Annotated in this window: 20 protein-coding genes and 1 pseudogene; 10 read left to right on the top strand and 11 right to left on the bottom strand. The window is 44.6% G+C overall.

The genetic code is table 11. The features are described from left to right. The 5 genes and pseudogenes from ACTIE6_RS25670 to ACTIE6_RS25650 all read left to right on the top strand — a co-directional run. A pseudogene (locus tag ACTIE6_RS25670) lies at positions 1–430 on the top strand (transketolase); the annotation flags it as partial. 55 nt (positions 431–485) lie between these two features. Further along, positions 486–1445, top strand: a complete 960-nt coding sequence (locus ACTIE6_RS25665) for a transketolase family protein (protein ID WP_439559340.1) — start codon at positions 486–488, stop codon at positions 1443–1445. A 196-nt stretch (positions 1446–1641) separates the two neighbouring features. After that, the gene (locus ACTIE6_RS25660) at positions 1642–2184 is read left to right on the top strand and encodes an RNA polymerase sigma factor (protein WP_439559339.1); all 543 of its coding nucleotides are present in this window, start codon (positions 1642–1644) and stop codon (positions 2182–2184) included. A 55-nt stretch (positions 2185–2239) separates the two neighbouring features. After that, positions 2240–2680 (top strand): hypothetical protein, encoded by a 441-nt coding sequence (locus ACTIE6_RS25655; protein WP_439559338.1) that lies wholly within the window; start codon positions 2240–2242, stop codon positions 2678–2680. A 10-nt stretch (positions 2681–2690) separates the two neighbouring features. After that, on the top strand, positions 2691–3155 hold the full coding sequence (locus tag ACTIE6_RS25650) for a hypothetical protein (protein ID WP_439559337.1): 465 nt from the start codon (positions 2691–2693) through the stop codon (positions 3153–3155). An 89-nt stretch (positions 3156–3244) separates the two neighbouring features. On the opposite strand, the gene ACTIE6_RS25645 is transcribed toward ACTIE6_RS25650, so the two are convergent. The 4 genes from ACTIE6_RS25645 to hisB form a co-directional block, all read right to left on the bottom strand. Next, a complete protein-coding gene (locus ACTIE6_RS25645) occupies positions 3245–4822 on the bottom strand; it encodes a SulP family inorganic anion transporter (protein WP_439559336.1) in 1578 nt (525 codons plus the stop codon). Positions 4823–4865: 43 nt separating this feature from the next. Further along, complete coding sequence (gene can, locus ACTIE6_RS25640; RefSeq protein WP_439559335.1) at positions 4866–5513, bottom strand: carbonate dehydratase; 648 nt, start codon at positions 5511–5513, stop codon at positions 4866–4868. A gap of 97 nt (positions 5514–5610) precedes the next feature. Then, entirely contained in the window at positions 5611–5817 is a 207-nt protein-coding gene (locus ACTIE6_RS25635) for a hypothetical protein (protein ID WP_439559334.1), read from the bottom strand. A gap of 421 nt (positions 5818–6238) precedes the next feature. Continuing rightward, a complete protein-coding gene (hisB, locus tag ACTIE6_RS25630) occupies positions 6239–7363 on the bottom strand; it encodes a bifunctional histidinol-phosphatase/imidazoleglycerol-phosphate dehydratase HisB (RefSeq protein WP_439559333.1) in 1125 nt (374 codons plus the stop codon). A gap of 183 nt (positions 7364–7546) precedes the next feature. Between hisB and ACTIE6_RS25625 the strand changes: the two genes are divergently transcribed. From ACTIE6_RS25625 to ACTIE6_RS25610, 4 genes are all read left to right on the top strand, one after another. Further along, entirely contained in the window at positions 7547–8140 is a 594-nt protein-coding gene (locus ACTIE6_RS25625; protein ID WP_439559332.1) for a riboflavin synthase, read from the top strand. 69 nt (positions 8141–8209) lie between these two features. After that, positions 8210–9007: a PASTA domain-containing protein gene (locus ACTIE6_RS25620; RefSeq protein WP_439559331.1), complete on the top strand. Its 798-nt coding sequence runs from the start codon at positions 8210–8212 to the stop codon at positions 9005–9007. Further along, complete coding sequence (locus ACTIE6_RS25615; protein ID WP_439559330.1) at positions 8982–10844, top strand: T9SS type A sorting domain-containing protein; 1863 nt, start codon at positions 8982–8984, stop codon at positions 10842–10844. The genes ACTIE6_RS25620 and ACTIE6_RS25615 overlap by 26 nt, the downstream gene beginning before the upstream one ends. A gap of 24 nt (positions 10845–10868) precedes the next feature. Continuing rightward, a complete protein-coding gene (locus tag ACTIE6_RS25610) occupies positions 10869–11168 on the top strand; it encodes a rhodanese-like domain-containing protein (protein ID WP_439559329.1) in 300 nt (99 codons plus the stop codon). A 52-nt stretch (positions 11169–11220) separates the two neighbouring features. Here the strand turns inward: ACTIE6_RS25610 and miaA are convergent, their stop codons facing one another. Beyond that, the gene (miaA, locus tag ACTIE6_RS25605; protein ID WP_439559328.1) at positions 11221–12138 is read right to left on the bottom strand and encodes a tRNA (adenosine(37)-N6)-dimethylallyltransferase MiaA; all 918 of its coding nucleotides are present in this window, start codon (positions 12136–12138) and stop codon (positions 11221–11223) included. 131 nt (positions 12139–12269) lie between these two features. On the opposite strand from miaA, the gene ACTIE6_RS25600 reads away from it, so the two are divergent. Beyond that, complete coding sequence (locus ACTIE6_RS25600; protein ID WP_439559327.1) at positions 12270–12878, top strand: hypothetical protein; 609 nt, start codon at positions 12270–12272, stop codon at positions 12876–12878. 78 nt (positions 12879–12956) lie between these two features. On the opposite strand, the gene gldN is transcribed toward ACTIE6_RS25600, so the two are convergent. The 6 genes from gldN to ACTIE6_RS25570 form a co-directional block, all read right to left on the bottom strand. Beyond that, complete coding sequence (gldN, locus tag ACTIE6_RS25595) at positions 12957–14018, bottom strand: gliding motility protein GldN (RefSeq protein ID WP_439559326.1); 1062 nt, start codon at positions 14016–14018, stop codon at positions 12957–12959. A gap of 36 nt (positions 14019–14054) precedes the next feature. Beyond that, positions 14055–15647 (bottom strand): gliding motility protein GldM, encoded by a 1593-nt coding sequence (gene gldM / locus ACTIE6_RS25590; protein WP_439559325.1) that lies wholly within the window; start codon positions 15645–15647, stop codon positions 14055–14057. Between the two features lie 88 nt (positions 15648–15735). Further along, complete coding sequence (gene gldL, locus ACTIE6_RS25585; protein WP_439559324.1) at positions 15736–16554, bottom strand: gliding motility protein GldL; 819 nt, start codon at positions 16552–16554, stop codon at positions 15736–15738. Positions 16555–16668: 114 nt separating this feature from the next. Then, on the bottom strand, positions 16669–17742 hold the full coding sequence (locus ACTIE6_RS25580; protein ID WP_439559323.1) for an SUMF1/EgtB/PvdO family nonheme iron enzyme: 1074 nt from the start codon (positions 17740–17742) through the stop codon (positions 16669–16671). A gap of 343 nt (positions 17743–18085) precedes the next feature. After that, on the bottom strand, positions 18086–19063 hold the full coding sequence (locus ACTIE6_RS25575) for a PorP/SprF family type IX secretion system membrane protein (RefSeq protein WP_439559322.1): 978 nt from the start codon (positions 19061–19063) through the stop codon (positions 18086–18088). Positions 19064–19195: 132 nt separating this feature from the next. Beyond that, the gene (locus tag ACTIE6_RS25570) at positions 19196–19927 is read right to left on the bottom strand and encodes a uroporphyrinogen-III synthase (protein WP_439559321.1); all 732 of its coding nucleotides are present in this window, start codon (positions 19925–19927) and stop codon (positions 19196–19198) included. Between the last annotated feature and the right edge of the window lie 2 nt (positions 19928–19929).

The following is a 19929-nucleotide window of genomic DNA, read 5'->3' as shown; positions in this document are numbered from 1 at the left end:
CAAAGGACTTGTGTACGTGTTAATGGGCGACGGCGAGCAGCAGGAAGGCCAGGTTTGGGAAGCAGCTACTTTTGCGCCCCACCACCAGGTTGATAACCTGATCGCATTTATCGATTTGAACGGACAGCAGATCGACGGTCCTACCGTAAAGGTGATGAACAACCTCGATTTAGGTAAAAAATATGAAGCATTTGGCTGGGAGGTAATTTCGATTGAAGAAGGAAATGATATGGCAGCGGTGCTGAAAGGTTTGTACGAGGCAAAAAGCCGCCTGGGTCACGGCAGACCTATTATGGTGCTGCTCCACACAGGAATGGGCTTTGGTGTTGACTTTATGATGGGCAGCCACAAATGGCACGGCGTTGCGCCAAATGATGAGCAGCTGGCAGCAGCACTGGGTCAATTGGAAGAGAGTTTGGGAGACTATTAATAACCGGATAACCCAATTCCTTCAACCATTATATTATATACAAGATATCAAACTCATGAAAAAATACACCTTCACTGAAAAGAAAGATACCCGCTCGGGTTTTGGTGCCGGAATGCACGTTTTGGGTCAGCAAAATCCCAATGTAGTTGCACTTTGCGCTGACCTGGTAGGTTCTTTGAAGTTAGAGCCATTTATCAAAGAAAACCCTGAACGTTTTGTTCAATGCGGGATTTCGGAAGCGAATATGATCGGTATCTCTGCCGGTTTGACAATCGGTGGTAAAATCCCTTTTGCAACTACTTTTGCCAACTTTGCAACCGGCCGCGTTTACGACCAGATCCGCCAGAGTGTAGCGTATTCAGGTAAAAATGTAAAAATCTGCGCATCTCACGCTGGGCTTACATTAGGAGAAGATGGTGCGACGCACCAGATCCTGGAAGATATCGGTATGATGAAAATGCTGCCGGGAATGACGGTGATCAATCCTTGCGACTACAACCAGACCAAAGCTGCTACCATTGCAATTGCAGAATATGAAGGGCCGGTTTACCTGCGTTTCGGTCGTCCGGTAATTCCTGTATTTACGGATGCAGATCAGAAGTTCGAGATCGGGAAAGCTTGGATGGTGAACGAAGGAACTGACGTGAGTATTTTTGCGACAGGCCACATGGTTTGGGAAGCAATCCAGGCTGGTGAAATGCTGGAAGCAGAAGGTATCAATGCAGAGATTATCAACATCCACACCATCAAGCCGCTTGATGAAGAGGCTGTATTGAAATCTGTTGAAAAAACTGGTTGTGTTGTTACAGCCGAAGAGCATAACCGCATTGGCGGACTTGGTGACAGTGTTGCGCAGGTTTTGGTAAAACACAAGCTGGCTCCTCAGGAGTACGTCGCTGTGGACGATAGTTTCGGCGAAAGCGGAACACCAACGCAGCTTTTGGAGAAATACGGACTGACAGCGAAACACATTGTGGAAGCTGCGAAACGTGCGATTGCCAGAAAGCAGGCATAACGCATTTATATCAAAGTACAGGAGTTGTAAAAAGAGCCCGGTGGGAAGTGAAGCACGTCTTTCGCTCCTGCCGGGCTCGATTTTTGTTTGACGAAATGGAAAAATAAACTATTATTGACTTACGTTGATTCCCATTTGAGCGGCAACAACGCCCACGCTGTGCTTGCGAATGAACTTTCAGGTTAGAACCTTTTAAATGTCTGACGAAGAATTATTATCCCTCTTTGCTAATCCCGAAACGCGTCGAAACGCTTTCAATCAGCTGGTGCGAAAGTATCAGCAAAAAGTATATTGGTTGGTCCGGAAAATGGTTATTGACCACGACGATGCGAATGATGTTACCCAGGATGTTTTCATCAAAGCGTGGACTGCACTCGAAAATTTTCGCGGCGACTCCAAGTTTTATACCTGGCTGTACCGCATTGCGAGCAACGAGGCGATCAACTTTTTGAACAAAAAAAGAAGAAAGTACTTCGTCCCGATCTATGATGTGGAAGGCGAGCTGGCAGAAAAGCTGGAAGCAGATCCCGATGTAAGCGGCGACGCCATTCAATTGAAATTACAAAAAGCGATACTGAAACTGCCCGAAAAACAGCGGCTTGTTTTTAACCTCAAATACTTCGAAGAACTGCCTTATGAAGAAATTTCGGAGATCACCGGGACTTCGGTAGGTGCATTGAAAGCCTCGTATCACTGGGCTTCGAAAAAAATTGAGGATTATTTAAATGACAATGATTAAACTATTTGCATTGCAAAGAGTCCAACTCCCGACAAAGTAAAAAATATTAATAATTATGGACAAGGGACGTATACGATTGGAAGATATCCGCAAGGAGGTTCCATTTTCGGTGCCCGAGGGTTATTTCGATAAGTTGCCTCAGCAAATCCAAGCCAGGATACCTGCTGAACCTGTTCGAAAGCCGGTTATCAGCTGGAACTGGCAGCGGGTAACCGGGCTGGTATCTGCGATGGTGATCATCCTGGTTTTGGTTTGGGTGACTGTTCCCGAGCGGCAGGGTTCACTTGGCCAGGAGCCGCTGAGTGATGTGAGCAATGCTTCCATTATCAATTACCTGGAAGACGAGAACATCAGCTACTACGATTTGAGCGAGCATAAAGTTGTTCAAAAAGCATTTGAAACAGACTCGACTGTTTTGTACTATCTGGACGGGCTCGATGACGATGTGATCCGTCAGCAGATCCAGGAATCAGTTACTGCGCAAGAGACTATTTGACCCTAACAGCATGAAGAAGATGAAGTTGATTCCCCGAAAATACCTGAACATACTAGCCGGCCTTTTCATTGTCCTGACGGCTAGCTTCAATGCAAGTGCACAACAGCGGACAGAAGAGGAAATTAAGCGGATACAGGACGCCAAAGTTGCAATTATTACAAACCGCCTGAACCTTACACCGGAACAATCGGCCGGTTTCTGGCCTGTGTATAACGAATATGCGCAGAGACGCCGTGAAATCCAAAGGTCGCAGCGAAAGATCATCAATGACAAGAAAGCGCTGGGGCAAACAGATGATCAGGTATTAAACAACCTGAAAGAAGTGCAGGATTTGCGGCAGAAAGAACTGGATCTGGAAAAAGAGTACCAGAACAAGTTCCTGAAAACCATTACAGCAGCTCAGGTTATTGAGTTATATAAAGCGGAGCGCACATTCAACGATATGCTGATCCAGCGCCTCAAACAACGTAATTAGCGTACCTGATCCATTCGAACTATTACAAAAAAGTCATCCCACAACCGTGAACCGGATTGTGGGATTTTCTTTTTACCTGCATTCCGGTATCAATGCCCTCCAACAGTCTGGACGTCATTGATACCTCTTGTTTCCACAGTAATGTTTCGCAAGGGGGCTGAATGCTTTTTGAAGTCCTGGATAATTTCAAGGACATCATAATCGATGTTAAGCGACTTGCTGCCATCTATAACCACCGTTGCTCCGTCTGGCAGGTTTTCCAGTGTCGCACTGATGCTCCCTTTGTTGAGGAAAGTCACTTCTTCCGACAATATCAATGTAATAACCTCACCTTCGCGGTGCTGCTCTTTGACATAGTGGTAGGAGTGCTGGTAATTCTTTCTCAGAATAAAGTAGATCGCGACTACCATTCCCACAGCAATGCCTTTCAGCAAATCTGTACTGAGAATGGCGATAATGGTCACTATAAACGGGATAAACTGCTCTTTACCCAGGCGGTACATTCCCTGATAAAGCGAGAATTTAGAGAGTTTATAACCTACCATTAACAGGATAGCTGCAAGAGACGCCAGCGGAATGTAATTCAGGAATTTCGGGATCAATACGGCCGACAGCAGCAGAATTGTACCGTGTATAATGGTACTCATCTGGGTGCGGCCTCCTGAGTCGATATTGGCAGAACTGCGCACGATCACCTGTGTTACAGGTAGCCCTCCGATTAAGCCCGACGTCATGTTCCCGATACCCTGCGCAATCAGCTCCCTGTTGGTAGGGGTGCTGCGCTTGAATGGATCGAGCTTGTCGGTTGCTTCAACAGAAAGGAGTGTTTCGAGGCTCGCCACAATTGCCAGTGTCAACGCAATGGTATATACTTCTACCCTCTGGAAGGCGGAGAAATCGGGTGTTTTAAAGAACCCGAAGAACTCGCGGGCATTTGTTGCAACCGGCAGCTGCACCATATGTTCGCCTGAAAGCGTCCATGCAGGTATAAATGCGGCATAAGCCAAATTCAGTGCAACCCCAATCAACACCACAAACAACGCGCCCGGCACAAAGCGGAAGAATTGGATCCGTTTCATGAAAGGCTTGTCGAACAGGATCAGTAACCCGAGCGAGATTGCAGAAATAATGATCGCGCCGGTACTGCTGTACCTGACGGAGTTCCAGATTTCGGTGAAGGTATTCTGCCCGTCTTTCTGATTAAATGCCTCATCGCCCATGAAATCTGCATCATACCCAAAGGCATGAGGGATTTCTTTAAGGATCAAAGTAATACCGATCGCAGCGAGCATTCCCTTGATCACCGATGAAGGGAAATAGTACCCAATAATTCCCGCCTTTAACAAACCGGCAATTACCTGCAAAGCACCTGCGATGACCACCGCCAGAAGAAACGCTTCAAAGCTGCCCAACGTTTCAAGCGCATTTAAAACGATCACAACAAGTCCGGCAGCCGGGCCTGCAACACCTAGCGACGATCCGCTAAGTGCGCCTACTACAATCCCGCCTATCATTCCGGCAATAATCCCCGAGAAAAGCAGGTCGGACCTGCCGGTAGAGGCGAGTGCCACACCGAGGCAAAGTGGTAGTGCCACCAGGTACACGACGAGACCCGAGGGGAAATCGTATTTGAGGTTGGAGAGCAAACTCTTATTTTTCAAAGACATACGACTGATTCGAAAGGATTGTTAGTTTTTATTTTTGATTAGCCTAAACGAGCTGTAAGCTTTCGAGACGATATACCTCTTCAAAATCGTCTGTGTTGCCTGCTGTCACGTCAAGGTCTTGCAGGATACCTGAGCTGATGTCGTAGACTACACCATGAACCTGGAGCGCCTGCCCTTTTGACCATGCATTTTGTACAATGCTGGTTTTGGCAAGAGCTTGAACCTGTTCGATCACATTGAGTTCAACAAGTCTGTTGCTGCGCAGTTGAAGGTCAGAAATGGAGTTAAGCTCTTTCTGGTGCAGCCTGTAAACGTCTTTGATGTGACGTAACCAGTTGTCGATCAATCCAACCTGCTTGTTGCCCATTGCCGTAAGTACGCCACCACAACCATAATGCCCACAAACGATGATATGGATTACACCAAGCACATTCACTGAGTAATCGAGTACGCTCAACATGCTCATATCGGTGTGGATCACCATGTTAGCAATATTCCTGTGAACAAAAATGTCACCGGGGCGAGTGCCTGTTAATGCATTGGCAGGAACGCGGCTGTCGGAACAACCGATCCACAAAAACTTGGGCGTTTGTCCTTTGGCCAGGTTATTAAAAAAGTCTGGATTTTCCTGGGTGATATCGTTAACCCACTTCTTATTGTTTTCAAAAAGCTGCTGATATGATTTGATCATGATCTCTGATTAGTATAATAATAAAATGATATAGTCCTAGCTCCAAATGGACAACAATTATCCATTGAATGCTGGAATACTACTAAATCGGGGGAAATCAGATCAGCTCCGGAGGAGGGGAGAGCAGGTTATAAACAATGTCATTCCGAAAACTGATAGCGTAGAGGAAGGAGTTTTTCGGTGGAATGGACAGGGAGAAATTGTCAAATTGAACTGGGTGATCAGTGAAGAGCTGATCGTCGGTCATTTTTTCAGCTTCCGTTGTTTCATTGTCACAGGTGCCGGTATCGCATACCACAGACATTTTGCTTTTGGCAAGCAAAATACTTGCTACATCTGTGACTTTACAGATGAGAAAGGCCGTAAGCAGTATGAGACAAAGTGTTCTGAGCAACGTATTTCGGGTTTGAGGAAGCGAGTTGGTAATGCCTGATTGGGCTAAAACGTTTTTTGCCAGGTTATTTATTGCAAACAGTTTATAAAATATGTTGCTGCTGCAATATTAGCGGATACAAAAAAAGGGCAATGAAGCCCTGTTACTTATTGGTTTTCCAATTCTTTTCATTGTTCTCAAGCCAGCGCCCCACGAGAAAGGCGGAACCCAGCAGAACAATATAGAAAACGATCATTATGATTGTCATTCCCATAGTTAATCAATTAAAATAGACTTTTTGACTTGGACAAAAATAGGTAAAAAATGCAAATGGAATCTATTTCAACAAAATTTAAAGTACCCCTTTTGTTGAAGGCATAAAATCCAAAGCTTTCATATCACGACGCACAGCCATCTTGATCGCTTTGGCAAAGGCCTTGAAAACAGACTCAATCTTGTGATGCTCATTATCACCTTCAACTTTGATATTCAGGTTAGACAAAGACGTGTCCGAGAATGATTTAAAAAAGTGAAAAAACATCTCTGTTGGCATTTCACCGATCTTTTCGCGTTTGAATTCCGCATCCCACACAATCCACGGCCGCCCTGAAAAATCAATAGCTACCTGCGCAAGTGCCTCGTCCATTGGAAGCAGGAAACCATACCTGTTGATACCTCTTTTATCACCTATTGCCTGACGGTAAGCCTCACCCAAGGCAAGTGCAGTATCTTCAATCGTGTGATGCTCATCTATATGCAGATCACCGGCAACGCGGATAGAAAGGTCGGCGCCTGAATGCCGCGCCAGCTGGTCGAGCATGTGATCGAAGAATCCCAGTCCCGTATGAATGTCAGACCGGCCGCTGCCGTCAAGGTTTAGCTCTATTTTGATCTGCGTTTCTTTGGTGTTTCGCTCCACAGACGCAATCCGCGAAGGTAGCTTCAAATGTTGATAAATAGTATCCCAGTCCGTTGTGATCAATGCGGTCGCTGATTTCATCTGGTCTGAGATACTGTTATCAGGGAAAGCCTCGGCAAACAGAATTGCTTTTGCGCCCAGGTTAACCGCCAGTTGAACGTCAGTCAGCCTGTCACCGATCACGTAACTGTTTGCAAGATCATATTCTCCTGTCAGATAGGCAGTCAGCATACCAGTACCAGGCTTGCGCGTGGGCAGGTTATCCTCAGGAAAGCTTCTGTCCACGTGAATAGCAGCGAAGTTAACATGCTCACCTGCCAGTGTCTGAAGCATTTTGTTGTGAGCAGGCCAGAAAGTCGGCTCGGGAAACGAGTCAGTACCTAAGCCGTCCTGATTGGTTACCATCACCAGTTCGTAGTCTGTCTCTTCTGCTATCTTCCTAAGATTTGAGATCGTTTTGGGCAAGAATTCCAGTTTTTCAAGCGAGTCAACCTGAAAGTCGGTTTTTGGTTCTACGATAATCGTCCCGTCCCGGTCAATAAATAGTACTTTTTTCATTCGTCAAATAGTAAGAAGATAGCAGTTATATCCGAACTGCCCGGCTTTGATTTCCTGCAAAGTTCGCAAAGAATGGGAAATTGAAAAGCTATCAGCGCGAATGTAGGCGAGTTTAACGCATTTATTAAGAATAACAGTGCGCGAGAAATCTTAACTTTGACTTTCAAACTTGACTTGAATAGGATGTTTACAGGAATTGTTGAAGCACTGGCCGACGTAGTAAAGATAGAGCAGGAGGGGACTAACAAGACATTTACATTGTCTTCTTCCATTGCAACTGAATTTAAAATCGATCAAAGTATCAGCCACAACGGGGTTTGTCTGACGGTTGTGGCAGTTGACGGCGAAAAATATCAGGTTACCGCCATTGAAGAGACGCTTTCTAAAACAAATCTGGGAGAATTAGTGCCGGGCAGTAAGGTGAACCTGGAAAGATGTATGCCGGCCAATGGGCGTTTTGACGGACATATTGTACAGGGACATGTAGATCAGACGGGTATTTGTACCAATGTGGAAGAAAGAGATGGCAGCTGGCTCTTCGACTTTGAATACGATAGCGCCACGGGCAACATTACGGTTGAAAAAGGCTCTATCTGCATCAATGGCGTGAGTCTCACGGTATTTAATTCAGAGAAGAATGCATTCCGGGTTGCGATTATACCTTACACTTATTCCTTTACGAATTTTCACTCACTGAAAGCTGGCGATTCTGTTAACCTGGAATTTGATATTTTAGGTAAATACATAAAGAGAATTCTTGGGGCTTATACAGTTTAGGATATTGGCTTCTAACATTATTACGTTTATTTTTACCCGTATATCATATTTCGTGCATCAGATACATTCATGGCCAAGATAAGTACGCAGTCCAAAAAGGACCTCTTCATACATATAGGAATTATTGTCTCGCTGCTTCTGGTAATTTTTCTCGGTTTTTTCTTTGTCTACCTTCCTTTTACAACCAATCACGGCGAAGCTGTTACTGTTCCTGATCTGAAAAAGAAAAGCGTGGCAGATCTGGAAGAATTTCTGGATACGCGTGATCTGCGTTATGAAGTGGATTGCACATTTGTTGCCAATATCGCTCCGCTGACCATTATTGCCCAGTATCCGCCTCCGGGCGCGAAAGTGAAAGAGGGTAGAAAAATATATGTGACGGTAGTTTCAAAAACAGCCCCGCTGATCAAAATGCCGAAGCTGACGGATATGACGCACAGAAGTGCTCAGCTCCTGCTGAAAAGTGTTGGTTTGGAAGAAGGAAATATCTCCTACGTACCCGATATGGCGCAGAATGCAGTTTTGCGGCAGATGTATAATGGAAAGGAAATCCTGCCGGGACAGCCTATTACCAAAGGTTCTAAGATTGACCTTGAATTGGGAGAAGGTTTGGGTACGGCACAATTTGAGGCTCCTTCTGTGATCGGAATGCCACTCGATGAAGCTAAGATTGCAATTATCGGATCAGGGTTGAAAGTAGGTCAGCAAATGGAAGTCCAGGCCGAAGAAGGCCAGGCGCCGGAATCGGTTGTAAGACAAAACCCTGACGCAGGCAATAACGTGAGAATAGGGGATGTAATTGATCTTTGGGTAACGCCGCAGTCTTTGGAACCAACTGAGAATGAAACAAACCAGCCTGAGCAATAGCCTGTTTAGAATTCAAAAGAAAGTTGCTGTCCTGATTTGGATACTGCTGATCGCACAGTCTACGTCGCTTTACGCGCAGTTGAGGATTGTTCCGATTGATCAGTCAAATTACATAGATACGAGGCAATATAGTGGGGAAAATAACCTGAGAACTGAGGCGGTAACTTTGCCATTTTTCGACGATTTTTCAACAACCCGCACCGCCTCTCCCGACACGAAGTACTGGCTTCCGGGAAGCGGAGTTTACATAAATAATTCACTAACAACTTCTCATCCTTCACGCAATATAGCCACATTTGATGGACTGAATGCGGCTGGAATACCGTACAACCTGAACAATCAACTGGGCCAGGGATTTACGGACACACTGACCTCACAAGCGATCAATCTTACCGGTAAAACTGCTGCTGACTCTGTTTATCTAAGCTTTTACTGGTCTGCAAAAGGCTTGGGCGAATTACCTGATTCCAGCGATTTTCTGAGCCTGGAATATTTCAACCGAGATAATCAATGGGTAACCGTCTGGCAGCAAAACGGATTTGAGGCAGATACTACATTCAAACAGCAGTTTGTTGCGATCACAAACGCCTTGTACCTGCACGCCGCTTTTCAGTTCCGTTTTCGCAGCTTTGGCCGCAATTCAGGTGCTTACGACACCTGGCACGTGGACTATGTACATTTGGATGCGAAAAGATCTAGAAAGCAGCCGTATATCTTTGATGTAGCGACCCGCAAGGCGATCTCGCCGCTTTTGAAAAGGTACACTGCTATGCCGCTGCGCCAGTACCTTGTTAATCCTGCGGCCGCATTGTCTGATTCTATCAAGACAGACATTGTCAATCATTTTAACAACTTCAATGTCCTCACCAGCACATTTACATTAACTGACGTAAAAACAGGAAAGGAGTTTCAGCGGAATGTTCAAAGGTCGATTTTTGTAGAATCATTGAAGTCAAAGACATTGAGTGTAAAACCGGCACCTTCGGCTATCAGCGCCCCGGGTGATTCCATTCATTTGTTAGCCAGGTTTTTCATTACAACTACGGACACGATCCCGAATGTCAATCTGAAAAATAATGACACAATTTCCTCACGCATTTCCCTGACTGACTATTTTGCATTTGATGATGGAAGTGCGGAGTATGGAATTCAGGTAAATCAGCGACTGGGCCGCGTAGCTGTGAGGTACATCTTGTCCAAGCCCGATACAATCGGCGGAGTCAGGATAGCGATTGTTCCATTCAACCGGGATGTGGCAGGTCAAAACTTTACGATACAGTTTTTAAGCAGTAAGAATGGAAAACCGGACAGGGTTCTGGCACAAAGGTCCGCCGCTGCATCTTACGCATCTGACAGGAACGGATTTGCTGACTATCGGCTAAATACGCCTGTTGCTGTGCCTGATACCTTTTACGTTGGCTGGCAGCAGATCAATGAGCAACCGTTAACGGTAGGTTTTGACAGAAATTCAACATTAGGTAAGGATCACATTTTTTATAATCTCGGAACTGAATGGGCCCGGGAACAATCCTTGAATGGAAGTATAATGATTCGCCCGTATATCGGCGCAAAGGCAATGGGAGTGGTAACGGGCAGGGAAGAGGTTACGAGTGAAAACTGGTTTTATCCAAATCCCAGCAATGGTACTATCAGCTGGAAGGTGAAAAATTTGAATCAGATTCACATTTATTCCAAAGATGGGAGGTTAGTGGAGACTATCTTGCCGCAACGTGATCAGCAATCGCAGGAACTAAGGAGATTAAAGGACGGGCTTTATATTCTGAAAGCCTCGGACGGGAAACGATCCTTTGTGCAAAAATTGTTAATATTGAAATAGCTAATCAGTAAACAAATTATCGAAATGGATATAACTGTTGAAGAACTTAAAAAGAGACTGGATGATGGTGAGGACCTTCATTTCTACGATGTACGTGAAGAACATGAGTATGAAGAAGATAATCTAGGCGCCATATTGATTCCCCTGGGCGAGCTACCGGATCATCTGGACGAGCTTGAACCATTGAAGAACGAAGAAATCATCATTCACTGCCGCTCTGGCGCAAGAAGTGGCAAGGCGGCCAAATTTCTCGAATCACAGGGTTACACGAATGTCAGGAATGTAACAGGCGGAATTCTCGCTTACCGTGAACTTGAAGATTGATTAAGGTCAAAAGAAAGAGATGGCGATTTACAAACCTGTAAATCGCCATTTTTTATGCAGACAGGTGGGTACTTATATATTCACGAATGGTATCATAATCTTCTACGTCGAACCATTTGAAGTCGCCCTGGTGACGGAACCAGGTTAGTTGTCTCTTAGCGTATCTTCTTGAATTTTGCTTTAAGAGTCGGATCATTTCAGATTCATCGTATTTGTTGTCAAGAAATTCAAATACTTCTTTGTAGCCGACTGTCTGCAATGCCTGGTGCGACCGGTAGGGGACAAGGCTTTTTACTTCATCTACTAACCCATCTTGTAGCATTATATCAATGCGCATGTCAATTCGGTTGTACAGTTCCGAGCGGTCGCGATTTACTGCAATGCAAATGGGCTCGAAATCCCGATTTTTTATATTCCTCAATTTGTACTCACTTATTGGTGTACCGGTTGTATGGTACACTTCGAGCGCGCGAACTACCCGTTGTGGATTTGATAGCTCGCTGGTTGCAGCAAAAACCGGATCAATCGCTGCGATCTCTTTTTGAAGAGCGTTTAATCCTTCCGTGACTAACTTTTCAGTCAATGTCTCGCGCAGCCCTAGTGCAGGTGCCGGAAGATCATCCAGCCCTTCCAGCACAGCTTTGATATAGAATCCAGAGCCACCAGTCATGATCATGTAATCAGAGTGCTCAAAATGGGCATTCAGGAGCTTGATTACATCCCGCTCAAAGTCGCCGGCACTATATGTTTCCTGAATGGAGTGGGAGTTAATAAAATGATGTACCACTTGCCGGAGATCTTCATCACTGGGTTTGGCAGTACCAATGTTCAGTTCACGAAAGAATTGGCGGGAATCGGCAGAAATTATTTCTGTATCCAAATCAAGTCCCAATTTCACTGATAAAGCTGTTTTTCCAACAGCTGTCGGACCTGCAATTACGATAAGCTTTTTCTTTCCGGTATTCGTCATTACAGAAGGATTAGTGACTTTTTTTCTATAATTTATGCGTCAAACTGCTTAGGCTTCGTCACTTTAACAAATCCTTGCGTATTTATTTTTAAATCTTTTCTTTTCAATTCACATTCTAAACGTAAACAACTATGTTGAAAAAATTATTACTATTTGCCTGGATCGGAGTGGCGGTTCTAGCAGTTAGCAGTTGCGAAGGTCCTGAAGGCCCTGCCGGTCCGAAAGGAGATACTGGCGCAGCCGGCCCGGCGGGTCCAGCTGGTCCTGCCGGTGAAGATGGAACTGGCGGCGGCGGAGCAGTTATATTTTCGCTTGGAGAAATTGAATCAACTGAGGATGGTGGACTAGTGGGCCAGATCGGTCTAGACAGTTTATCAGCAGACGAGATCGATGTTTATGAAAGCGCCGTCGTAATGGTATATGTAAAGGCACAAGGCGTTTGGTGGCCTCTCCCTGGTACAGTAAGTTTTGGTCAGGGTAAGGTGAATAACTTCACTTTTGTGCATGGAATAGACAAGTCTACCTTTTTCGTAGATATCATTAACCTGGGATGGTCTGAAGATGTAGAAGAAGCGCCTATGAGAACATTCGAGGATATAAGATTGATCTTCGTACCAGGTGAGTTGTTGAGAACTTCTGCCGAAGTAAATTGGAAAGATTATAACGAAGCAGTTAAGGCGCTTGGTTTTTCAGAAAGCAGCATTGAGCTTGGTAAAAAGCTGAAATTGTTACGGAAGTAGTATTTACAAAAAGGCTATAAAGCAAAGAGCACCTCATCTGAGGTGCTCTTTGCTTTATAGCCTTTTAATTAGCAGATCTTAATATTCCCAAAGACCGTGTTCCAGCTCCATTAACTCCTGTTCGTAGTTAAGAGATTTGATCAACGCTTCTTTTTCGCCATTATAGATATCTAAAAACGCTTTATCGTTTGCATTTGAGAACTTGGTGATCCTTCCGTAGAATAAGCGAAGATCGAATGCATCAGCCAGGTTCTTGTTCTGCGCTGTATTATGCGTGTTGTACCAGATATATTTCTTAGGATCGCTTCTGAACAATCTTTCAACGTCTTTGTAGCGGAAAGAAGCAACTGGAATTTCTAAGCCAGTAGCAGTTTGTTCAGCAGGCAGGATAATCGTAAGTGTCTGGATATCATTGTAAAGTCTTGATCTCTTCTTGTCAAAAGTCCAGTCTTCTTTGATCTCCAGAATGCTAAGCTGCTCAGGGAAATACTCTTCCTCAGTTGCTGCTACCTGCGTGTCAAAAGAGGTAGAATCCGGCTTAGGTTGCTCAACTACCGGCGGCTCTTCTTTGGCTACCTGCGTGTTTTTAGCACCCTTTTTGCTTGATTTCTTCTTTGGAGGCCCCCAACCGTCATCTACGGGCTCAGCTTCCTTCTTCGCAGCAGAACCCCAGCCATCGTCGGCAGGCTGCGCTTGTTTGGCAGGTTCAGCTGCTGGCTTCGCACCCCAGCCATCATCTGTTTTAGCGGGAGCACCGAATCCTGCGGCAATCTCTTCTGCAGACAATCCTGCAGTTTGATTAGGGATCAGGATACGTTTATGAAGTTCGTCACCCGTAATCTTTGTTGCGCAGGAATCATTTGTATATGCATCAATCAGTCCCGCTTTCGCAGCATCCAATAAATAACGTGTAATCTCATTGTTTTTTGAGAACATGGAAATGTTCTGTTTTTCTTTAAGATCCACCCTTCTCCAAAGCGTCCTTTTCATCATCACATCTCCATCTGCAATAGGACGTGACGAGAAAACATTAGCAGTCGAATCCTCTTTCTCCTGTGCGAATGCAGACCCTGAAATCAGGGACAAGGATAATAAAGACCATGCAATTGTTTTTCCATTCATTCTTCTCATATCGTGCATAAGTTGTATTGTCCAATCAACGACTAAAATGATGTCTTAGTATAAAGTAACCTGGCGAGTTTGGGTTCCCATTTCGACCTCGCTGATTGCTCCTTTGAAGTTCTGGCGCTCTACTTTGAGAATTGAAATAACGTACCGGTCGCCTGGCTGAGCCTGCTGAGCAAGTGAAGAGATAGAACCACCTGATCCTGAAAGTGTAACGCCATTGATACGACGCGATCCTCTTGCAAGAGATACCTCAATTTGAGACACTCGGAAACGCGCATCTTCGGGCGAGAAGTTCTTGAAGCTTTCGTCAGGAATAGCCACTACCTGAATGCTCCTCGCGCCTGTAGCTGCTGCACCTTTTCTCTCATCAAATGGTGCACCGTTAACCCGTACTTCCAGTGATGGTTTTGGAACTCTGTTTACTCTGAAAGGCTCCGATCCAAGTACATTGCCTGCATTGCTGACAGTGATGTTCAACTGAGCCCTGTTAGGAACAATGGTAAACTTGCCTTTCTGCCCGCTTGGGATAATTTCTCCGCCGTCCGTCGAGAAGCTAGGCGCCCAAAGCGCACCCAATGCAGGACTTTGAATGCTCAGCTTGTTCGCACAACCAAAGTACAATGGAGGCAGTGTTCCTGTTTCGATCTGGTAAGTTGGCTTTACCACGAAATACTCCTGGTTCATGGTATATGTAGTATCTCTTCCCGAAGGGGTAGGAATGGTAATCCTAGCCTGAAGTTCACGTTTCGCTAGTCCTTCCGCATTGTATCCGCCACCTTGTGCAGTGAATTCGATTAAACCAATCCCATTCTCAACTTTCACGGGAGATCCGTTCAAGCTCATTCTTGGAGTGATTCCGCTTGCAGAAGCAGCGATAAACATTTGCCCTTTGAATTTGGTACCTGCAACAACGGTCTTCGCATCTGCACTTACCATAGCCAGTACCCGGTCAAACTTGATGTCGGCAGCACCTACTTTACTGGCCAGAAAATTCAAAACCTCGCCTTCCATTCTGCGGATATCCGTCTGCTTCTGGCTTAATACTGCAAGAGCAGCTGCAACCGGAGTTTGTGCAAAGTTCAGTTCTGCAAAATCCTTGTTACGTTGTTCTTTGTTGCCTTTTGCCACAGGATCCTGGTTTCCGTCCAATGCAAGAGGTTGAAATTTGTTAGGTGTAAGTTGGTTCAATTGCGCAGTAAAGCTGTTGAGGCTTTTTTGCAGCTGGTATGCTTTTCCATTTTTAGCACCTCCCACCATCAATTCAGCCACTTTGCCTTCTTCCTGCGGATTTTTAATTCCGCCCTCCTCATTCAAGCCACCACCAGCGCTGGTGATGATTTCCTGCTTTAATGTATTAATTGAATTTGTAATCTCGGATGTGTATTGACGAACCTGGTCTGCTTCCTTTAAAACGGCAAGATCTGCCGAGCGGTTTCCTGCTTTTTCGACAGCCGCCTTTATCTTAAGTACTGTTTCCTGGTTGATTTTATTGGCTGCGCCTGAGGACAGTTCCAAAGAATTGTTCAAGAGAATGAATTTTTCTATAATGGCTGAACTTACCTGCAATGCGAGCATCGCTGTAAGTACCAGATACATCATTCCAATCATCTTTTGACGGGGTGTTTCTTTTCCACCTGCCATATTATTCAGTAATCGGTTTCAGTGATTAAATAATTTTAGGGAGACAAGCTTCTGCAAATTGCAACCTGCAAAAGCTTGTCAGAGGGTTTTATGCGTTTCCGCCACGCATTGCGGTAAGCATGTTGCCATAAATGCCGTTCAAAGAAGAAATGTTGGTTGTAAGCTTCGACATTTCACTTTTGAATACCTGTGATTCTTTGGTCGCATCTGCCATATTCTCCATTGCAGCAGTAAGGTTACCATAGAATGCATTCATCGCTTTCAGGTGTTTTGTAGTATCCTGAAGTTCAAGCTCATAAACTGCGTTCAATGCGCCCATATTCTTGGTAATCTGCTGGAACTGCTCGCGGTATGACTGCGCATCTTTCGTAGCATCTGCCATAGAAGTCATTGCATTGATAGCAACTCCATAAGATTTGTTCATATCGCTGATCGCTGTTGACGCAGTTTTTACATTTCTTGCGTAATCATTGGTAGCAACAGTTGCATCCGTCAGGTCAGTGATTTTACCAACAGTTTCAGAAAGGTTTCTGAATCCTTTTCCTAAACTGTCAAATACTTCTGGTGAAAGCTTAGCATTGTCAAGCATATTATCAAGCTTAGCAGTAATGTTGCTGCTTTGAGTTGTTGTACCGCGGGTAATTGCAGGGCCGTTGTAATCGTCAGCAAGCTCAGGATATACTCTTGTCCAATCCGGATCTCTGTCGGTAGACTGAGTCAATGTTTGCAATGCGTAAAGTAAAAAGATGATTACCTCAGTACCCAAACCGATAGTAAGCATCTCGCTTCCTCCGTCCCAGTGCTGAATTTTAAATAAAGCTCCTAAAATCACGACGGCAGCACCGGCGCTGTATATTGTTGGTACCAGTTTATCCCAAACAAAACTAGGTCCGCTATTCTTAGCCATACGAATCAAAAATGGTTACAGTGAATAAATTGAAATAAATACTATGAGTTCGAGGGGATCGAAAAAAAGAAGCAGGGTGTAAAACTCTGCTTCTCTGAAATATTAATGTTACAATTAGCGACGTCTGGCACGGGCACCTCCACGGTCGTTAACATTATCCATCACGCAGCGGAAGCCGATGAAAGCGCGACGTTCAGTTTCATATTCAAAAGTTCTTGTTCCTGTTTGCAGATAATAAGCGATGTCTTTCCACGATCCGCCTTTTACTACTTTACGGGGCTCATCAGGATTGTCATATTCTGGGTTCATATCCCAAACGATTGCAGTAGCATTGTCAGTATATGCGTCGGAAGTCCATTCAGCCACGTTACCCGCCATATTATAAAGACCGAAATCGTTAGGATTATACGCGTTTGCAGGACCTGTATATGGGTAACCGTCGGCGTCGTAGTTTCCTCTTTGTGGTTTGAAGTTAGCTAAGAAGCATCCTTTTGCATTCATTGTATAAGGGTTACCCCATGGATACTTCGCAACAGCACGTCCGCCTCTTGCCGCCCATTCCCATTCTGCTTCTGAAGGGAGACGGAATCCTGTAGAGTTAAACTGACCTTCTTTGTTCTGAAAATCGTGCAGAAGGTTGGTGCGCCACTTAGAAAAATATTGTGCCGCCAGCCAGCTCACACCAACAACAGGGTAAGTGTCAAATCCCGGGTGCTGGTAGTAATATTCAACAAATGGATCTCCGTTTGAATAAGCAAAATCTTTCTTCCAGACTGTTGTATCAGGGTAATACTTAGACATGATTTCTTCTTCGCCCAAGACAGATACAGAGTCAACAAGGAGTGCATTCACGAACTGACGGTATTCATTGTTAGTGATTTCAGTATCATCCATGAAGAATGAGCTGATTGTCACACGACGGTTCATGTTGTTCATGGATGAAGCAATATCTTCATCTGCCTGGCCCATTACGAACGAACCCGATGGGATTACCACCATTCCAGCAGGAGTAGTCTGTTTGAAGCCCTTTCTGGCAGTTGCAGTAATTTCTCCGTTTGATATACCGCTTTCTTCTTTTCCTCCCTTGCCAAATTTACTCTTGATAAATCCGCAACTCTGCATGAGCATAAGAGCGGCTATCAAAAGCAGACTTTTGACTCCATCCCGATAGAACACTTTCACATTCATAGTGGTTTTGTAAAATTTTAGATAATAAAATGCTAGCCTAAAAACGATTATTGGTTCTGTATAGTATAATTGAAAAAGACAAAAAACTAATCTGCTCCGGGCTGATCCTGTGCGTGCCAAAGAGAAATAAATGTGCTCCCAAAGCTGCTGAATCGAGACTTACCGACTTAACGTAAAGAAAAACAGAATTGGTATAAGAGTCGATAATTTTACAAATATAAATTAAAGTTTAACAAACTGCCTTAGAGAAAGTAGTTACAGGTTTGTAAAAAACCAAGATAAATATGTCTATGTTGGTATTTTAGTGCTAATAAATTGAATATTACAAATTTTCACGTAGCGGTCAGAATCTGAATCGCGGTGTTCTGATGATCGTCTTCTTGCCAAATTTTGGAGAAGGTAATGCATAGGACAACATCACTTCAAAAGAGGAAGGTGACTTGGTGCGGTCACCGCCTAATACCAGATCATACGCTCCTGACAATCTAAGCGATTGATCTGGGAGCAGATAAATTCCTCCCATTAATATAAAGTAAGTATCCTGCTGCCGGTAGGTACCGCCAATCCAATAACGCTTATTGTAAGTCACAGTAGCCCCACCTTCAACAGAAACCGTGCTGATGTCTGATTTTACAAGTACAATAGGTTGTATATCGAGCAGATAACCCAGCTCAATATTTACACCCGCATTAAAGTATAAAGTACGGGGCAGGGGATTAGTGCCTGTATCCGACCCTAGCTGGTATTTTGGTTTAAGGAGGTGGTTTAAAGATACTCCTGCGTAGAATGCATCAGCTTCATAGCGTACACCTACTGCTAAATCAGGGTTTATTTCCGAAATCACACCCGTTTGAATCAACGGATCGTCAGCGTCTCTGGCGCGCAGCTTTCCATAATCTATTGCCTGGCGGAAAAGTCCTGCACTCGCGCCTACCTGAAAATTACCACCACCCAGTGGAATGCGGTAAGCAGCAGATAATTTGAAGTCCTGATCTGTTCTTGGTCCGCTACGATCGTTCAGCGCGTAAAATCCGATTCCGAAATTCTTGATCGGCATACTGAATGAGAATAGCTGCGTCGACAATGCGCCGCCTTCGTCCGTCAGGTTTGTTCCCTGGTAACCTGCATATTGTGTCCGGTGTGTAAGCTGAAACTTGGTAAGACCATCCGCACCCGCAGCTGCCGGATTGAGATAAAGCTGGTTCAAAGAAAACAAACTAAACTGAGCGTCTTTCTGAGCAACAGCAGCAAAGGGAAGCAAAAATAAAATAGCAAGTAACCGGTTATTTTTATTACTCCTTATAGTAAACTTCAAAGTCATACTTTTGGGTTTGTTTAGGGAATCAACCGAAGGTTTTCAGTTTTGATTTATAACGCATATTGCTTAAAAAAATTGATATAAACACAAAAAAGCCCGGGAAATTTTCCAGGGCTTTTTTGTTGAATTTTAAGCTTATATGCCGTTTGCCTGCCTGATATAAAGGTCAAGCGCGCCTGTCATTGAAGGCGCGTTTGGCAACGGCGCCTGGATGTCAAGTATGAGGCCCGCATCTTCCACAGCCTTCGCAGTTGTAGGGCCGAAAGCTGCTATGCGGGTATAGTTTTGTTTAAAGTCAGGGAAGTTATCAAACAGGGACTTGATACCTGACGGACTGAAAAATGCAATGATATCGTAGTATACGTCTTCCAGATCAGAAAGGTCAGAAGAGACAGTCTGATACATAGTAGCCTCCTGAAAGTGGAATTCTTCGGTATCTGCAAATTCCGGAATATCGCTTTTTCTTACGTCAGAGCATGGATAAAGGAACCTCTCTTTCTTATGTTTCCGCATCAGTTCGATCAGCTCAGCGGCTGTTTTCGTGCCTGTAAAGATCTTTCTTTTGCGGATTACAATGTACTTCTGGAGGTAATTGGCGGTTTGCTCAGAGATGCAGAAGTACTTCATTGTTGCGGGTACCTCAATGCGACCTTCATTGCAAATCCTGAAAAAGTGATCAATGGCATTGCGGCTTGTGAAAATGACCGCTGTGTGATCCAGGATGTTAACCTTTTGCTTGCGAAAGTCTTTGTAAGAAACCCCGTCAATCTGAATGAAAGGCCGGAAATCAACTTTGATATTATACTTTCGGGCTAATTCGTAATAGGGTGAATTTTCGTCGGCGGGTCTGGATTGACTTACTAGCAGGC

The sequence above is a fragment of the Dyadobacter sp. genome, assembly GCF_051859145.1.
GTDB lineage: Bacteria > Bacteroidota > Bacteroidia > Cytophagales > Spirosomataceae > Dyadobacter.
This window is presented reverse-complemented; position numbering and strand designations above follow the sequence as displayed.

Excerpts from the sequence above, each read along its gene's own strand:
- ACTIE6_RS25665 (WP_439559340.1), top strand. The coding sequence starts at position 486 with ATGAAAAAATACACCTTCACTGAAAAGAAAGATACCCGCTCGGGTTTT.
- ACTIE6_RS25660 (WP_439559339.1), top strand. The coding sequence starts at position 1,642 with ATGTCTGACGAAGAATTATTATCCCTCTTTGCTAATCCCGAAACGCGT.
- ACTIE6_RS25655 (WP_439559338.1), top strand. The coding sequence starts at position 2,240 with ATGGACAAGGGACGTATACGATTGGAAGATATCCGCAAGGAGGTTCCA.
- ACTIE6_RS25650 (WP_439559337.1), top strand. The coding sequence starts at position 2,691 with ATGAAGAAGATGAAGTTGATTCCCCGAAAATACCTGAACATACTAGCC.
- ACTIE6_RS25645 (WP_439559336.1), bottom strand. The coding sequence starts at position 4,822 with ATGTCTTTGAAAAATAAGAGTTTGCTCTCCAACCTCAAATACGATTTC.
- can (WP_439559335.1), bottom strand. The coding sequence starts at position 5,513 with ATGATCAAATCATATCAGCAGCTTTTTGAAAACAATAAGAAGTGGGTT.
- ACTIE6_RS25635 (WP_439559334.1), bottom strand. The coding sequence starts at position 5,817 with ATGTCTGTGGTATGCGATACCGGCACCTGTGACAATGAAACAACGGAA.
- hisB (WP_439559333.1), bottom strand. The coding sequence starts at position 7,363 with ATGAAAAAAGTACTATTTATTGACCGGGACGGGACGATTATCGTAGAA.
- ACTIE6_RS25625 (WP_439559332.1), top strand. The coding sequence starts at position 7,547 with ATGTTTACAGGAATTGTTGAAGCACTGGCCGACGTAGTAAAGATAGAG.
- ACTIE6_RS25620 (WP_439559331.1), top strand. The coding sequence starts at position 8,210 with ATGGCCAAGATAAGTACGCAGTCCAAAAAGGACCTCTTCATACATATA.
- ACTIE6_RS25615 (WP_439559330.1), top strand. The coding sequence starts at position 8,982 with ATGAAACAAACCAGCCTGAGCAATAGCCTGTTTAGAATTCAAAAGAAA.
- ACTIE6_RS25610 (WP_439559329.1), top strand. The coding sequence starts at position 10,869 with ATGGATATAACTGTTGAAGAACTTAAAAAGAGACTGGATGATGGTGAG.
- miaA (WP_439559328.1), bottom strand. The coding sequence starts at position 12,138 with ATGACGAATACCGGAAAGAAAAAGCTTATCGTAATTGCAGGTCCGACA.
- ACTIE6_RS25600 (WP_439559327.1), top strand. The coding sequence starts at position 12,270 with ATGTTGAAAAAATTATTACTATTTGCCTGGATCGGAGTGGCGGTTCTA.
- gldN (WP_439559326.1), bottom strand. The coding sequence starts at position 14,018 with ATGCACGATATGAGAAGAATGAATGGAAAAACAATTGCATGGTCTTTA.
- gldM (WP_439559325.1), bottom strand. The coding sequence starts at position 15,647 with ATGGCAGGTGGAAAAGAAACACCCCGTCAAAAGATGATTGGAATGATG.
- gldL (WP_439559324.1), bottom strand. The coding sequence starts at position 16,554 with ATGGCTAAGAATAGCGGACCTAGTTTTGTTTGGGATAAACTGGTACCA.
- ACTIE6_RS25580 (WP_439559323.1), bottom strand. The coding sequence starts at position 17,742 with ATGAATGTGAAAGTGTTCTATCGGGATGGAGTCAAAAGTCTGCTTTTG.
- ACTIE6_RS25575 (WP_439559322.1), bottom strand. The coding sequence starts at position 19,063 with ATGACTTTGAAGTTTACTATAAGGAGTAATAAAAATAACCGGTTACTT.